Consider the following 16,244-nt stretch of genomic DNA (forward strand, 5'->3'; position numbering starts at 1 on the left):
CGGGCCGCATGCAGCGGAAAACACCACGGATGTACGCAAAGGCAGCCTGATTATCAGCCTGACAGACCGTAGTGACCGCAAACAGAAACAATCCCAGATCGAAGCTGATTTGCGCGAGCGCTTGAAAAACCTGCCGGGAGCGCGCGTTTCGGTTGGCTCTGGCGAAACCGGCGAGCGCTTGCAGGTGACGCTGGCCAGTGATGACCCAGTGGCATTATCAAGCGCCAGCCAGCAAGTGGCGCATCAATTGCGGAGCATTAACGGACTGGGCAATATCACCTCCAGTGCAAGCCTGCAACGGCCAGAAGTACAGATCATTCCCGACGTAGATAAAGCGGCTGAGCTGGGCGTCACGGTAGAGGCGATTGCGCAAGTAATCCGCGTTGCCACTTCTGGTGACTTCTCCAACAGCATGCCCAAACTCAATTTGCCGCAACGCCAAGTGCCTATACGCGTTCGCCTGGGGCCGAGTGTGCGCAGCAGTTTGCAGGAAATCGCGCAGTTACGTGTACCAGCGCGCAATGGCAGCGTGAGCCTGGAAACAGTTGCCACCGTGCGTATGGGTAGCGGCCCACAGCAGATAGACCGTATGGACCGCATGCGCAATGTCACTTTTGATATCGAGCTGAACAAACGCCAGATCGGTGAAGTCATGAAAGAAGTGCAGCAACTATCCGCCATGCAGAATCTGCCCCCTAGCGTGAAACAGCTGGAAGCTGGCGACGCCAAGCGCATGAATGAGTTGTTTGCCAGCTTTGGTGGCGCGATGATTATCGGCATTATGTGCATTTATGTGGTACTGGTGCTGTTATTCGGTGATTTTCTGCAACCGGTGACTATCCTGGGTGCACTGCCACTGTCGCTTGGAGGAGCTTTCTTTGCCTTGTTGGTGACGCATAACAGCTTTTCGATGCCTAGTGTGATTGGTTTGCTGATGCTGATGGGTGTGGTGACCAAAAACTCTATTTTGCTGGTGGAATACACGATTATGGCGCGCAAACAATCCAAAATCAGCCGCTTTGACGCCATCATTGATGGATGCCATAAGCGGGCACGGCCGATTGTGATGACGACGATTGCGATGGCGGCAGGCATGATGCCGATTGCACTGGGGTGGAGTGCGGATCCGAGTTTCCGTGCGCCGATGGCGATTACGGTGATTGGCGGGTTGATTACTTCAACGGTGTTGAGTCTGTTGGTGATTCCGGTGTTGTATACGTATGTGGATGATTTGTTGGGGTGGTTGCGGGGAGTGGGCAGGTTGGTGAGGAGGCATGTCTAGTTGAGGTATTTGTTGCGCTGCTAAGAGTTCGGGTTAAAAATGCTGCGATACGGTTGGTTTATGCGCAAATGGGGGGCGTTGCATCAAACCGTCATTCTGGCATAGGCCAGAATCCAGGCAAGGTTAGTGCTTAGCTTTGTTACAACTAAAGAAACGAGTGATGCATTTTCTGGAGTCTCTAATAGGTATTTGTTCGGATATTCAATATTGCTTTTCGCTTTCACAGCGAGTTACTTTTCTTTGCTTGCCCAAAGAATAAGTAACCAAAAGAAATGCACCCTAGCTTCCGCTTGTTCCCTGCGTTGCTCATCAACGTGGGCGTCCAACGAAACTCGCCCTGACAAGCCACACAGAACGTGGCTTGTTGCGGAAATCGAACAGACGCTGGCCGATGACTCCCACGCTGACTGCGCTACTCGGCGCGTCAGATAGGGGCCCATAAAACCACACGCTTTCAGTGAAGTGAATTTCCTTACATTACATCCCGCTCAATCACTGCTGCGGCAAATAAAAAATTACCTAATAGTTTGTTGAATTTTGTTTTATAAATTTAAAGCCGTCACTTAGCGCCCTTAATACAATACGTTTTACCAACGTTTCATCGTGGTGGTTTTAAACGGGCCCTATCTGACGCGCCGAGTAGCGCAGGCAAAATAAGGAAGAAGGGAGCGACTGTCTGAATCCCGCGGTGGCCTGCGTTTTGTGCAGGCCGCTAGGATGAGTTTCGTGACCGCTTGTTTTGACGAGCAACGCAGGGAACAAGCGGAGGCTAGGGTGTCTTGTTCTTTGCCTTCTTTCTTATGGACAAGCATAAGAAAGAGGGTCGCCTAGAGGCAAAAAGGGATGATGAATATCCGAAGAAATATCGATTAGAACTTCATAGCAAGTGAGGCATTGGATCTTTATTGGAGGCAAGTTAGTCATGAACCATGCCTGGATTCCGGCCGTCGCCGGAATGACGACCGTTTACAACATACGGCTAGCGGGGTCTATCCATAACTCCTAGCCCTCAAGCGCACATTCCACCCGCTCAACCACCACTCTCTGCAATTGATCCCTCACCGCCTGGCTAAGCACCTGCACCTCCGAATCCCTCACCGCTTCACCCCAGTGACTATTCGGAAAGTGCTTGTCACTCTCGAACCGAGGAATTACATGCCAATGCATATGCGGTGTTTTATTGCCCAAACTGGCCAAGTTGATCTTATCTGGTTGAATGGTTTCCCGCAGTGCCGCTTCCACCGCAAACACCACTTTCATTGTGCGTGCCCGATCTGCGGGAGGCAGGTCTGTCATTTCCTTGATATGCGCCAATAATTCCACACGACAGTAAGCTGGATAATCAGCGTCATTCAGCAGTACTACACGGCAGAAGTCATCCTGCCATAACACATCTTGTGAGCTTGGTTCGCATAATCCACAGGTTGCCATCAGGAAACCGCCAGCATTCTGTCAAGTGATAATTTAGCTAGCTTAGCTTCATGCGCTGGCACTTTGATCTGGTTAACCACATTGCCTTCCGCCAGGTTTTCCAGGCACCAGGCCAGGTGTTGCGGGTCGATACGCGCCATGGTCGAGCATTCACACACTACATGGCTCATAAATTGCACAAGTTTGTTCTGCGGTTTCATTTCTTCAGCTAAACGTGTCACCAGGTTTAGCTCGGTGCCGACCAGCCACTTAGTGCCAGGTTCAGCCTCACTGACAGTACGCAAAATATACTCGGTGGAACCGACGTAATCAGAGTTGATACATACCTCAAACGCGGTTTCAGGGTGGGAAATCACTTTGCCATCCGGGTGCTGCGCGCGGAATTGCTCGATATTCTGTTTGCGGAACATCTGGTGCACTGAGCAGTGACCTTTCCACAGCAGGATTTTGGCATCCTTGATTTGTTGTTCAGTTAAGCCGCCCATGGGCAGGTCAGGATCCCATACCGGCATTTGCTCCAGCGGGATACCCATTTTGTAGCCGCTCCAGCGACCCAGGTGCTGGTCAGGGAAGAACAGGACTTTCTCACGTTGGCTGAAACTCCATTCCAGGATTTTTGGTGCGTTTGTGCTGGTGCAAACAATCCCGCCATGTTCTCCGCAGAAGGCTTTAAGATCAGCGGCGGAATTAATATAAGTAACCGGGGTGATCGTTTCATCAAAGTTCAGCACTTTGCTCAGCTCCCGGTAGCTGCGTTCCACTTTGGCTAAATTGGCCATATCGGCCATTGAGCAACCAGCGGCCAAGTCTGGCAGTACTACGATTTGCTCAGGGCGGCTAAGAATATCGGCAACTTCCGCCATAAAATGCACCCCGAGGAAAACGATGAATTCAGCATCAAGGCTTTCACAATATTTCGATAGTTTGAGCGAGTCACCTGAGAAATCGGCATGGCGGTAAACACTTTCATGCTGGTAGTGATGGCCAAGAATCACGAGGCGGTTGCCGAGTTTTTTACGTGCGGCCAGGATACGCGCCTGACAATCGTCGTCCTGCGCGGTTTGGAATTTCTCAAATTGGATGGTGGCAGTTTGCATGCTTTTCCAGATGTCGGGCCAGGCCCGTCTTTCATAAAAATAGTATTTTACAGCCGATCAGGATTTATCCCAATCATATCAGCCGTTCATAAGGTTAGATGGTGGCGCTCACCCAGTTTTTTCAAGGCATCTACATTGGTCCAGCTAAATACTTTTTTGGCAGCGGCGCGCCAGTCTGTCCATTCATAGCGGGTATGCTCATCCGGCGCCAAGGTGACCGGTAACGGTGTCGGTAAGCACAATCCAAATAAATGCTCAGTATTTTCGATGACGCCAGGCGCATACCGATGGCGCCAATGCGGGTAAATCTCGTAAATGTTGCTGGCCTGCCAGTCCTGGAAGTCATAGCTTAGCGCATCCAGCCCGGTTTCCTCCTTAACTTCACGGATAGCTGCTTCAACGGGTGTTTCATTGCCTTCGATACTGCCTGTCACAGATTGCCAGTAACCCACTTTGTCTGCACGCTCAAGCAGCAGCACTTTCAAGTCAGATGTGTGAATCAGTATGAGGGCGGAGACAGGGGTTTTGTAAGGCTGTGTCATGCGGACATTGTCCATGAAAGCGGCCGTGATTGTCTATGGCTGTTGCCGTAGCAAATATCATGGCAACAGTTTCTTTTTGAAAGACTGTCGTAAGCGATAGCGATTATGATGGTGAAAAATAAAAGCAAACATATAAAGGGAAACTTCAATGTCGTGGCGTCAATCTGGGTGCGTTTGCTGTCTACTATTTGCGGTTTGCATATCCTCGGCATTTGCAGCGGATGCGGAATTGCAGAGTATTGCCCTTGATCACCTCACACTACCCCAAGCAGAACAATTGTTCGCTGGGTACAGCCGCGAATTGCTCGCTGCAAAACGTTCTGTGCAATCCGCTGAAGCTTACACCCTGATTGCTGGACAACGTCCAAACCCGGTTTTGTCGATGGGAGTTTCCAGCCTGAATGTGAACCGTGGACAGGGTAACCCTAATCAGAACGGTGCCAGCAGCATATGGGACAAAACCTACAACTCCACACTGCAGATCAGCCAGTTATATGAACGCGGTAACAAACGCGAGTTACGCACATCAGTAGCGGAAAATGCAGTTAAAGCTTCCGAATTTGACTTGAAAGAAACATACCGACGGCAGGCGCTCGCGATGGTGACTGCTTACTATGATCTCAAACTTGCGCAAGATACGGTACAAATTCAGCAAGCCAACGTTGGCTTGTATGAAAAAACCCTGCAGGCCGCCGAGCTTCGTCTCAAAGCAGGTGATGTCGCTTCAGCAGATGTGGCGCGAATCAGGGTAGACGCTTTGCGTGGTAAAAATGATTTGCGGCAGGCACAAGCTACTTTGCAAAAAGCACAGGCACAGCTGGCTTACCTGATCGGCAGGGATCAGGCATCTGCCACATTGTATGCCGAGGATGCTTGGCCATCATTGGACACAGATACTGCGGTGCATGAAGGTGATGCATGGCTGACGCAACGTTCGGATATACAGGCAGCTGAAGTGCGCATGCGCCAGGCCGAACAAGCCAGGAAACTGGCTGAATCTTTAAAAACGCGCGACCTGACCTGGTCGCTGGCTTACCAGCATTTTCCCGGACAAGAGCCAGGGTCTGCGCCTGACACCGTAGGTGCATCCGTGAGTATTCCCTTGTTTATCAACTACCAGTACGAAGGCGAAGCGGCGCGGGCCGAAGTGGATTACAACATTGCTACAGAAGCCAAAGAACAGGTAAAGGCTGCTGCACTGGCTGAGATGCGGAGCGCTAAAGCAGATTTGGAAGCGGCGATCGACAAAAACCGGCGCTTTGACCAGAACATTCTGGCAGAGGCGCAGAAAGCGGCCGATGCCGCCGAATTTGCCTATCAGCATGGAGCCATGAGCGTGATGGACCTGCTGGATGCCAGACGTATTTTACGGGCTTTACAACTGGAGTCAGCCAGTGTCAAAGCAGATTATGCCAAGTCATTGTTTGCCTGGCTGGCGGCCACCCATCAGGCTTTTAATACGCCATGACCATCAAAACAACACTCAATCACATGCGCCCAATACTGATTACCAAGTCAAAACTCAGGCTTTTCACAGGGTTTTTAATATTGCATGCCGGACTCACTTTTTCCGCCTATCCATTACACGCAGCTGAAAAAACTCCTGGTACGCCTAGTCTTGCCAACGAAATTGTGCTGACCCCTAGATCACCCCAGGTCGCCAGTCTGAAAGTGGAGGCTGTCGCAGAGATCCCCGTGCCGGTGACAGAGCCGCTCAATGGCAAAATCATCCTGGATGAAAACCGGACTGCACGCGTTTTTTCACCGGTGGCCGGGCGTGCCATGGCAATCAAGGCGCAAGTTGGCGACCAGGTCAAAGCAGGACAGGCATTGTTACTGATGGATTCGCCTGATGTGGGTAGCGCAGTGGCAGATACCCGCAAAGCCCAGGTCGATTTGCAACGCAAACAGCAAGTGCTTGAGCGTAACCACATGCTGATGGAGGGTGGTGTACTTGCCAAAAAAGAAGTGGAGGCCGCACAGGCGGATGTTGGATTGGCACGTGCCGAATCTGACCGCGCTTCGGCACGTTTGAAAAATCTCGGCGTATCTACTGCAGGCAATGATAGCTATGCCTTGCGTTCACCTATCAGTGGCACGGTGGTTGACCGCAATATCAACCCCGGCAGCGAAGTGCGGCCGGATGCTGCAGAGCCTTTGTTTATTGTCACTGACCCAACCAATCTTTGGGCCAGCATTGATCTGCCGGAACGGGATTTAAGCAGGATATCGCAGGGGCAAAAAGTCAGCGTGCAAGTAGATGCCTATCCGGATGAGATATTTAGCGGCGAGGTGAAAACAATCGGTGTGATGGTGGATACGTCTACGCGCCGGATTCCTGTGCGTTGTGTGATTGAGAGTAAAGGCAAGCTCAAACCTGAAATGTATGCACGTATCACGCCGTTAGATAGCAGCCAGCACAAAGTCATTCGTCTGCCTAACAGTGCCTTGATTACGGAAGGCTTGTATAGCTATGTGTTTGTCGAGGAGCGTCCTCTGCATTTCAGGAAAAGGGCAGTGACGCTGGATGTACAGCGCAGGGAATATGCCACTGTAAAAAAAGGACTCAAGCCAGGTGATCGCGTCGTCACCGGCGGCGCGATTCTGCTAAATTCAGAATTATCGGTGAATAAATAAGCGTTTTGCCATGCGCCAGTTGAACGAGAGCCACACATGTTAAAAGCATTAATCACTTTTTCTTTGCAACAACGGGTTTTTTTACTGATTGGCGCCGTGGTATTGGTGATCTTCGGCTGGTTTGCCGTCCAAAATTTGCCGATTGAATCCTTCCCTGATGTTGAAGATGTGCATGTGGTGATCGTGACGCAATCCTCAGGTATGGCACCTGAAGAGGTCGAACGGGTTGTTTCTTTGCCGATAGAGCATGAGATGAGCGGTGTGCCGGGCTTAACCCAGATCCGTTCGGTCTCTATCACCGGCCTCTCAGTAGTGACGCTGACATTTGCCGAGAATACAGCCGATTATTTTGCCAGACAGCAGGTATTGGAGCGCTTGCAGGGTGTGAGTTTACCGAGCAGCCTGCAACCGACACTGGCGCCATTAACGACTGCAGTAGGTGAGGTTTACCGATACCTGGTTGAAGCGCCAAAAGATATGCCACAACGCGAAGTGCGTGCTATCCAGGATTGGAAAATTATTCCGCAATTACGCATGGTGCAAGGCGTGGCTGATATCACCAGCTTTGGCGGTGCGGTGAAAGAGTATCAAATCAAACTCGACCCACATCTGCTGAAGAAATTTTCCGTCAGTATTGATCAGGTCAACCAGGCAGTCAGCAAGAACAGCAGTAACGCTGGTGGCGGCTTAATGCATAGAGGCGATGAATCGCTGGTGGTGCGAGGCATTGGTCTCTTCCGCAGTGTGGATGATATTGCGCAATCGGTAGTCGATACCCGTGATGGTAAACCGATTCTGGTGGGTGATCTCGGTGAAGTCATGGTAGGAGAACGGCCACGCTCAGGCATTGTGTCATTCAACCAGCAGGATGACATTATTGAAGGCATTGTCTTGATGACCAAAGGCCAGAATGCCGCCAAAGTGATTGCCGCCCTGCGGGAAAAGGTAGAGCAGGTCAATCAAGCGTTACCGCCAGGTGTAAAAGTCGTCCCGTTTTATGACCGTACTGGCCTGGTAGAACATACCGTGCATACCGTATCGGAAAACCTCATTGTGGGCGCTCTGCTGGTGGTCGCCATATTGATTATTTTCCTGCGCAACTGGCGTGCGGCGCTGATCGTGGCATCCGTTATTCCACTGTCTCTGCTGTTTGCTTTTATTGTGATGGACCTGCGCGGCGTGTCTGCCAACCTGATTTCATTGGGCGCAGTAGACTTCGGCATTATCATCGATAGTGCTGTGGTACTGGTGGAAGCATTAATGGTGCGTCTGGCGATGGCTGAAACTGACGCCCATGCTGGCCTGGCATGGCGCATGCAGACACTGAAAAATACCGCGATTGATATGGGCCATCCGATATTGTTTTCCAAGGCCATCATCATTACCGCTTTCCTGCCTATCTTCACCTTCCAGCGGGTAGAGGGCAAGATTTTTTCCCCTATGGCATTTACACTGAGCTTTGCTTTGCTTGGTGCGATTCTACTGACATTGACGCTGGTGCCCGCGTTGCTTTCATACACTATGAAGCGGGAAGACATGGCGGAAAAACATAGCGCCTGGATGCACAATATCCAGGAGGCTTACCGCAAAATATTGCTCAAAAGTGCCCGGTCAAGAAAACTGGTGGTGCTGTTTTCAGTGGCGGTATTAGTGGTTGCCATGCTGTGTGCACCTATGCTGGGCTCCGAATTTTTACCCAAGCTGGATGAGGGCAATATCTGGCTGACGGTAGATTTGCCACCATCCGCCAGCCTGGAAAAAACCAAGGAAGTTGAACGGCATATCAGGAAAATCCTGAATAGTTATCAGGAGGTACGGCTGGTGGTGGCGCATGTTGGCCGTCCGGATGATGGCACCGACCCTAAAGGTCCTTACCATATGGAGATACTGGCAGACCTTAAACCACATAGTGAATGGCATTTTGCGAACAAAGAAAGCCTGATCAAAGATATCTCGCGGAGGATTCATGAAATCCCAGGGATACCGACCAATTTTTCCCAGGTAATCCAGGACAGCGTTGAAGAGGCCTTGTCCGGTGTGAAAGGCGAAATCGCCGTGAAAATTTTTGGCCGTGATCTTGCTATCCTTGAACAAAAAGCCGCAGAAGTAGTGGATGCCATCAATAGTGTGCGCGGCGCGACGGATGTGGCCGCAGTCCGGATTTCCGGTAACTCGGAGCTGGATATCACTTTAAATCGCAGCCAGCTGGCACGTTTTGGCCTGACGGTAGATGAAGTCAATGACACGGTACAGACAGCGCTGGCGGGTAATGCGGCAAACACTTTTTACGATGGTGATCGCCATTTTGATGTGACGCTACGATTGGAAAGATCGTACCGCGACTCGGTGGATGATATTGATGAGTTGCCGATTGCCTTGCCTAATGGCAATGGCAGCATTCCGCTCAGCGAGGTTGCCGAAGTGACAATCAAGCAAGGTGCATCACGTGTCAGCCGGGAGGCAGGGGCACGAATCGTGTCGATCAAGGCCAATATTACAGACCGTGACCAGGGTAGCTTCGTCCAGGAAGCGATGCAAAAAGTAAAAGAGCAGGTGAAGTTGCCACCGGGATATAGCATGACCTGGGGTGGTCAATTTGAAAACCAGCAACGTGCGATGAAGCGCCTGATGGTGATCGTGCCCTTATCCGTGCTGTTGATTTTTATCCTGTTGTTCTGGGCATTTAAATCCGTTAAAAATGCCTTGCTGGTATTGTTGATGATCCCTTTTGCATTGGTGGGTGGCCTGGGTGGCCTTGCAGTGGCTGGATTGCATTTATCTGTGTCTGCCGCAGTAGGGTTTATTGCGCTGGCAGGTATTTCGGTTCAGAACGGTGTCATTATGGTTGAGCAGATGAAATACTTAATGCTCAAAGGCAGGCGAGCAAGTGAGGCGGTGATCGAAGGTGCGGTGGCAAGGTTAAGGCCAATCCTGATGACTGCCTTGATGGCGGGGATAGGTTTAATGCCAGCAGCCTTATCACATGGCATCGGCTCCGAAACGCAAAGGCCATTTGCGGTAGTGATTGTTGGCGGATTGATAACAGCGACAATTTTTACGCTGGTATTGCTGCCATTGCTTTTTCCTATGTTTACAGATGAACGTCGTCGGGAAACATAAAAGCATGGTGGTTTTTTAAAGCCAAATTGGTGGTTTAAAGCAACCACTACTCAATATCTATAATTTTTATAAGAAAATTTCACATTAAAATCAAATGCTTAAGTGAATTCAAAGATTGGCATATTTGATGCTATGTTATTCATGGGCTACTTATTGGCTTGTATCCATAAGTAGTTGTGTCATCTCCAAAGTGGTAAATGTTGTCGTCATGTTGAATAACAACAATGAGCAATTGTTTCCCCAATTATCCTTTCCCGAGGATATTGCTTGAGCCCAGGCCTCGTGCTTGGGTTTTTTTTTTGGCTGTTTAAAGCGACTAATAAAACACTGTATGAATGTCAGCTGCGCTTATCTGTGTGGACGTGGTGGGTGGTTGCCGGTGCGCAGAATCGGCAGAATCCGGATTTGATTTAATTCTGTAATATTATTTAAGGCACTGTCTGGTTTTGCGGACGTTTTTCTGCATTCACTAGGTTTTTAGGCAGTTGAAATACCACATTTTCGACCACGCCCTGGAGTTCTTCTACCTGTGCCGCACCCATCGCGTGCAAGGCCTGGATAACCTCCTGCACCAGCACTTCAGGGGCAGAGGCGCCGGCAGAGATACCCACTTTCTTTTTATCTTTCAACCATTCGGGTTTCAATAGGCTGGCGTTATCTACCATGTAGGCTTCTACGCCCTGGTTTTTAGCCACTTCACGCAGGCGGTTGGAATTTGAACTGTTGGGCGAACCGACAATGATTACCAGATCGCAATCCTTTGCCATGATTTTTACCGCATCCTGGCGGTTTTGGGTGGCATAACAGATGTCATCGCTTTTAGGCGCTTTGATTGTCGGGAAGCGGGTTTTCAGGGCATTGATCACTTGCGTGGCATCATCTACCGATAATGTGGTTTGCGTGACATAAGCCAGCTTTTCCGGATCAGCGACTTGCAAGGTGAGCACGTCTTCCGGCGTTTCTACCAGGTACATGCCGCCAGCTTCCGACTGTCCCATGGTGCCTTCCACTTCCGGATGGCCTTTGTGGCCTATCATGATGATTTCCAGACCATCTTTACGCATCTTCGCTACTTCGATATGTACTTTGGTCACCAGTGGGCAAGTGGCGTCGAAAGCTGTTAAGCCCCGAGACTCTGCCTCTGCGCGGACCGCTTTGGAAACACCATGCGCGCTGAATATGACAATATTGCCTGCCGGAATTTTTTCAAGTTCATCAACAAAAATAGCGCCTTTATCACGCAGTTGGCCAACCACAAATTTGTTATGCACAACTTCATTGCGCACATAAATCGGCGCACCGAATTTCTCCAGCGCCTGTTCGACAATGATGATGGCACGGTCAACCCCGGCGCAGAATCCGCGTGGGTTAGCCAGGACAATATTCGGTAAGTCATTTGTTTGCATAAATCAATTCCGTAAAGGAGGCTACAGCATTTGCACAGCGTGTCACAAGGGCTGGCAGGCATCAGGTATAATCGGCGTTTTGTCGCTAGCTATTACGTCGATTGTTATGAAAAACACTGCTACCTTGCTGATTACCTGCCCGGATACCAAAGGGATTGTGGCGGCGATTGCGCAATTTTTGTATGAGCACAATGCTAATATTTTACACGCAGACCAGCATCAGGATGCGGAAAATAATCTGTTTTTAATGCGGGTCGAGTGGGACCTGAGCAATTTCAATGTCTCCGTGGCTGATTTTGAACAGGCATTCAGCCCGGTCGCCCAACCCTTTGCTATGACCTGGCAACTCAAGCTTTCCGAGCAAAAAACGCGCATGGCGATCATGGTGTCGCAGTATGACCATTGCCTGGCCGACCTCTTGCACAGGCACCATAGCGGCGAGCTGGCTTGCGATATTCCACTGATCATCAGTAATCATCGCGACACGGAAAAGCTGGCCGCTTTTTATGGCATCGATTTCCATTATTTGCCGGTCACTAAAGAAACCAAGGCGGATATTGAAGCGCAACAATTTGCATTGTTTGATCAATACCAGATTGATCTGATCGTGCTGGCGCGCTATATGCAGATATTGTCACCGGAGTTTGTGGCACGTTATCCGCAAAGAATCATCAATATCCATCACTCATTTCTGCCGGCATTTATTGGCGCGCGTCCTTACCACCGGGCGTTTGAGCGTGGCGTGAAGCTGATTGGCGCCACCAGCCATTACGTGACCGAAGTGCTGGATGAGGGACCGATCATTGAGCAGGATCTGGCGCGTATTTCGCACCGCGACCAAGTTGAAGACTTGATCCAGAAAGGGCGTGACCTGGAGCGCATTGTGTTATCCAAGGCCGTGCGCTGGCATATTGAACACCGTATACTGCTTTATGCGAACAAAACTGTGATTTTTGACTAGGCCTGTTGTCTAGCCATGAATAAAAAAACCGAAGCCTAGCTCCGGTTTTTTTATTGGGGCCTTGAGTTGTTAGGGCAACGTGCGTTCAAGTTTAAACAAATCTGCAATCTGTTCACGCTCACGGATGACATGCACCTGGTCCCCATCTACCAAGACTTCTGCTGCCCGTGCACGGGTATTGTAATTGCTGGACATACTCATGCCGTAAGCACCGGCGGAATGAATCGCCAGATAATCCCCTTCTGCGATCGCCAAAGTGCGGTCATGACCCAGGAAGTCACCGCTTTCACACACAGGCCCTACCACTTCATAGGTCTGCGGTTGCATCAGAGATTCCGCAATCGTGGTGATGTTGTGATAGGCATCGTAAAGCGCAGGGCGCATCAGGTCATTCATCGCCGCATCAACAATGGCAAAGCTTTTACTTTCGCCTGGTTTTAAATATTCAACTTTGGTGAGTAATATACCTGCGTTACCTACCAATGCGCGGCCAGGTTCAAATAACACTTTCACACCACGACCAGCCAGTTTCTGCATGATTGCTGCAGTGTACGTTGCAAATTCGGGCGGGGTTTCGTCACTGTAAGTAATCCCTACGCCACCGCCCACATCAATATGCTGGATATGGATATTCCGTTCAGCCAGTGCATCCACCAGGCCCAGCACTTTATCCAGTGCATCCAGGAAAGGCGACAACTCGGTAATTTGTGAGCCGATATGGCAGTCCACGCCGTGCACGGCGATATTCGGCATGTTTGACGCCTGCTGATAAAGAGTTAGCGCGTCCTCAAATGCCACCCCGAATTTGTTGTTTTTGAGGCCGGTGGAAATATACGGATGCGTTTTGGCATCCACATTCGGGTTCACGCGCAATGAGATCGGTGCAATTGTGCCCATCTCAGCGGCGACTTGCTGGATACGGTGCAATTCATTAATGGATTCGACATTGAAACAAAGAATGCCTGCTTGCAGCGCAGCTTGAATCTCGCTGTGCGATTTCCCAACGCCTGAAAACACCACTTTCTTAGGATCACCACCCGCTGCGATGACACGTGCAAGCTCGCCGCCAGAAACAATGTCAAACCCTGCACCCATGCGCGCAAACAGGTTAAGGATGGCCAGGCTGGGATTCGCTTTGACCGCAAAGCAGATCAGGTGGTCATGCCCGAGCAGGCCAGCTTGAAAACTGTCGAATGCCTGCGTCAGTGCGCTTTTGGAGTAGACATAAGTAGGGGTCTGATGTGTGCGTGCAATATCACGCAACGCTACATTTTCGGCATGTAGCAGCCCATGTTGGGTATTGAAAGCAGTCACGGCGTAGTGGGTTTTTCTTGAGGTTGAGGGTACTGACGTTCTGGGATATACAAATCGCCTTTGAGCCCGCATGCACCCAATTGGGACAAGAGCAGGCCAAGTGCCAGAAGTCGCATCCAGAAGGAAGGCATAATTTACAGTCCCTGTTTAAATAGACGAGCATTTTATCACTAAACCGGCAGTGCTTGATTGCCGTGGGCTTGACCACTTGTCGGCTGGATGCCGCCGCCTGTCAGCTGATGCTAGACATAGCCGTGCGTAATTTGCATGATAGGGGCATCGTCAAAAAGGTCTCAATATGAAGCGCAATGCAATTCAGCAAGGATTCAGCCTGATTGAAATCATGATAGTGGTCGCCATCATGGGCATACTGGCCAGCATTGCAGTGCCTGGTTATCAGGATTACATCAGAAGCGGTAATTCAGTAGAGGCGCCCGCTAATCTGGCTAATTGCCGGGTGCAGGCAGAGCAGTTTTTCCAGGATAACCTCACCTATGTTGGATTTGCATGTAATCCGACAGATGCCCGGTTCTTTGATTACTTTGTCGATAATCAAACAGCAAACACCTATACCTTGCGGGCAACCGGGAGGTCTGCCCAGAATATGGGTAATTTCGAGTTCACCGTGAACCAGGATAACGCTAAAACCTCCATCTATGATGGTACGGCAGGGGCTTCCTGCTGGTTAACCAGTTCTTCAGGTGTCTGTTAGACATGCAGCAACAGGGGTTTTCATTGATTGAGCTGGTGGTGACTGTCGTCGTGCTGATGACGGTCTCTGTATTCGCCATACCGGCATTTCAAACCTCTATCGGCAATTCCCAGATCCGGACGGTGACTGAGTCCATCAAAAATGGCTTGCAGCAGGCAAGAGTCGAAGCAATCAAGCGTAATGCCAGAATCAGATTCACGCTTCAAGAGAATGGTGCCTGGGAGTTAGGGTGTGTGGCGGCGCCCGTAGGTGCTGCAGCCGCGGCCGCTGTTCCTGCTTGTCCAGCTATTATCAGCCAGAAAAGTGCTTATGAGGGCTCTTCTGCAAACGTCACTATCGTTGCCGACAATCCATCAGTTGTTTTTAGCGGTTTTGGGACGCGCGACCCTGGTGTTGCCAATGGGCTCTCACGCGTGGATGTGTCTAGTATCCAGGTAGCGCAGGATGAACGCAGGGCTTTGCGGATCATATTGGCTGCGGGAGGTCATGCAAGAGTGTGTGATCCGGCTGTGAATGTAACGGGGGATAATCGCAGATGCTAAATACAAAAAAAAGAATGCCGCGTCGTTTATCCCGGCAATACGGGTCTGTGCTGATTGAATCTCTGGTTGCGGTGGTGATTTTCAGCATGGGGGTATTGTCACTGGTCGGCTTGCAAAGTGCCATGCTAAAAAACAGCAATGACAATCGCTACCGTGCCGAAGCGCAGCTGATTGCGCAAACCCATATAGCCAATATGATGGCTTTTGGAGGCAATGCAGCGACTTACGTCAGCCAGGTTGATCGGGAGCGGATCAAGTCACAGTTACCCAATGGCACACTTAATTTTTCTGCTATCACTAATAGCATGATCACCGTGACCGTTGGCTGGCAACTCCCAGGTGGCAGGCAGCACCAGGTCAATGCGTCCAGTTATTTGTTTAATGTAGACTGAAAATGGCTTTTTATATGACGTATGGACGAGGCCGACCCCGTGAGCAGCAAACCGGGATGAGCCTGGTTGAACTTCTGGTGGGTATTTTGATCGGGCTGGTTGCTACCTTGGCGATTACGAATCTGTTCAGCGGGTTTGAAGCGCGTAAACGCATGATTTCCAATGCGTCTGATGCACAGTCCAGTGGCGTACTGGCGCTATATTATTTACAGCGCGATGCACAAAACGCCGGCTATGGACTGCCTTTATACAATAGCCAGGACCCGTCACCCCTGCTGTGCTCTATCAACACTTCAATCAATCAGGGCGGAGTAGTGATTAATCTTTCGCCCGTTGTTATCGTGGATGGCGGTGCAGGACAAGATATCGTGCGCATCCGCTACGGTAATCCGCCTAGTGGAGGTGCTTCAGTGCGCGCGGTTGGCAACCTGGCTGCGCCGGCACTTGATGGCCCTTTGCTTGGGTGCCAGGTAGGAGATGTGGTGTTGTTCCACCAGACTCGAGGAAATCCTAATTGCAGTCTTGCGCGTATTCAGAGCCTCACTGCAGATCGGATGATTAATAATGTAATTGAGATCAATACTGCGCCCACGGATAGGCCAGTGGCGAATTTGAATGGCGCTGAGTGGGTGCGGTTTTCATGCCTGGGGACGTGGAACCAGTATGAATACACTGTGAATGCCAATCTTGAACTTACCAGAACTGGCGGGACGCCTGGTGCCGCCCCTTTCCCGAATAGTGCTGCTGTTCCGGTTGTCAGTGATATCGTCTCCATGCAGGCACAGTATGGCGTGGCCAATACGCTGGA

The 16,244-nt window shown here is 50.5% G+C and carries 15 protein-coding genes; 9 read left to right on the top strand and 6 right to left on the bottom strand.

Features of this window, described 5'->3' with window-relative positions; translation table 11 throughout:
- On the top strand, positions 1–1,282 hold a 1,282-nt coding region (locus VK958_RS13525; RefSeq protein WP_325242216.1), incomplete at its 5' end, for an efflux RND transporter permease subunit.
- A gap of 1,002 nt (positions 1,283–2,284) precedes the next feature.
- Here the strand turns inward: VK958_RS13525 and VK958_RS13530 are convergent.
- The 3 genes from VK958_RS13530 to nudB all read right to left on the bottom strand — a co-directional run bounded on the left by VK958_RS13530 (position 2,285) and on the right by nudB (position 4,352).
- Positions 2,285–2,713 carry an HIT family protein gene (locus VK958_RS13530; protein ID WP_325242218.1) on the bottom strand — a complete coding sequence of 143 codons (429 nt, stop codon included), beginning with the start codon at positions 2,711–2,713 and terminating at the stop codon, positions 2,285–2,287.
- Positions 2,713–3,810, bottom strand: a complete 1,098-nt coding sequence (nadA, locus tag VK958_RS13535) for a quinolinate synthase NadA (protein ID WP_325242220.1) — start codon at positions 3,808–3,810, stop codon at positions 2,713–2,715. The genes VK958_RS13530 and nadA overlap by 1 nt, the downstream gene beginning before the upstream one ends.
- Positions 3,811–3,896: 86 nt before the next feature.
- Complete coding sequence (gene nudB / locus VK958_RS13540; RefSeq protein WP_325242222.1) at positions 3,897–4,352, bottom strand: dihydroneopterin triphosphate diphosphatase; 456 nt, start codon at positions 4,350–4,352, stop codon at positions 3,897–3,899.
- A 277-nt stretch (positions 4,353–4,629) separates the two neighbouring features.
- On the opposite strand from nudB, the gene VK958_RS13545 reads away from it, so the two are divergent.
- From VK958_RS13545 to VK958_RS13555, 3 genes are read left to right on the top strand one after another with little or no spacing between them, the layout of a single operon-like run.
- Positions 4,630–5,820, top strand: a complete 1,191-nt coding sequence (locus VK958_RS13545; protein WP_325242224.1) for a TolC family protein — start codon at positions 4,630–4,632, stop codon at positions 5,818–5,820.
- Positions 5,817–6,989: an efflux RND transporter periplasmic adaptor subunit gene (locus VK958_RS13550; RefSeq protein WP_325242226.1), complete on the top strand. Its 1,173-nt coding sequence runs from the start codon at positions 5,817–5,819 to the stop codon at positions 6,987–6,989. The genes VK958_RS13545 and VK958_RS13550 overlap by 4 nt, the downstream gene beginning before the upstream one ends.
- A gap of 36 nt (positions 6,990–7,025) precedes the next feature.
- A complete protein-coding gene (locus tag VK958_RS13555) occupies positions 7,026–10,109 on the top strand; it encodes an efflux RND transporter permease subunit (RefSeq protein ID WP_325242228.1) in 3,084 nt (1,027 codons plus the stop codon).
- 428 nt (positions 10,110–10,537) lie between these two features.
- Here VK958_RS13555 and ispH read toward each other — a convergent pair whose 3' ends face one another.
- On the bottom strand, positions 10,538–11,515 hold the full coding sequence (gene ispH / locus VK958_RS13560) for a 4-hydroxy-3-methylbut-2-enyl diphosphate reductase (protein ID WP_325242230.1): 978 nt from the start codon (positions 11,513–11,515) through the stop codon (positions 10,538–10,540).
- 106 nt (positions 11,516–11,621) lie between these two features.
- Here ispH and purU point away from each other — a divergent pair, with 106 nt between their 5' ends.
- A complete protein-coding gene (purU, locus tag VK958_RS13565) occupies positions 11,622–12,476 on the top strand; it encodes a formyltetrahydrofolate deformylase (protein ID WP_325242233.1) in 855 nt (284 codons plus the stop codon).
- Positions 12,477–12,545: 69 nt separating this feature from the next.
- Here purU and lysA read toward each other — a convergent pair whose 3' ends face one another.
- Entirely contained in the window at positions 12,546–13,790 is a 1,245-nt protein-coding gene (lysA, locus tag VK958_RS13570; protein WP_325242235.1) for a diaminopimelate decarboxylase, read from the bottom strand.
- Positions 13,787–13,921: an LPS translocon maturation chaperone LptM gene (gene lptM / locus VK958_RS13935; protein WP_349255225.1), complete on the bottom strand. Its 135-nt coding sequence runs from the start codon at positions 13,919–13,921 to the stop codon at positions 13,787–13,789. Before lptM ends, lysA begins: the two co-directional genes overlap by 4 nt.
- Before the next feature lie 167 nt (positions 13,922–14,088).
- Between lptM and VK958_RS13575 the strand changes: the two genes are divergently transcribed.
- From VK958_RS13575 to VK958_RS13590, 4 genes are all read left to right on the top strand, one after another.
- Entirely contained in the window at positions 14,089–14,502 is a 414-nt protein-coding gene (locus VK958_RS13575) for a type IV pilin protein (RefSeq protein ID WP_325242237.1), read from the top strand.
- Between the two features lie 2 nt (positions 14,503–14,504).
- Positions 14,505–15,044, top strand: a complete 540-nt coding sequence (locus tag VK958_RS13580; protein ID WP_325242239.1) for a GspH/FimT family pseudopilin — start codon at positions 14,505–14,507, stop codon at positions 15,042–15,044.
- Positions 15,038–15,436, top strand: a complete 399-nt coding sequence (locus VK958_RS13585; RefSeq protein ID WP_325242241.1) for a type IV pilus modification PilV family protein — start codon at positions 15,038–15,040, stop codon at positions 15,434–15,436. Before VK958_RS13580 ends, VK958_RS13585 begins: the two co-directional genes overlap by 7 nt.
- A 14-nt stretch (positions 15,437–15,450) precedes the next feature.
- A partial coding sequence (locus VK958_RS13590) for a PilW family protein (RefSeq protein ID WP_325242243.1) occupies positions 15,451–16,244 on the top strand: 794 nt, incomplete at its 3' end.

The sequence above is a fragment of the Methylophilus sp. genome (assembly GCF_035460085.1).
Taxonomy (GTDB): domain Bacteria; phylum Pseudomonadota; class Gammaproteobacteria; order Burkholderiales; family Methylophilaceae; genus Methylophilus.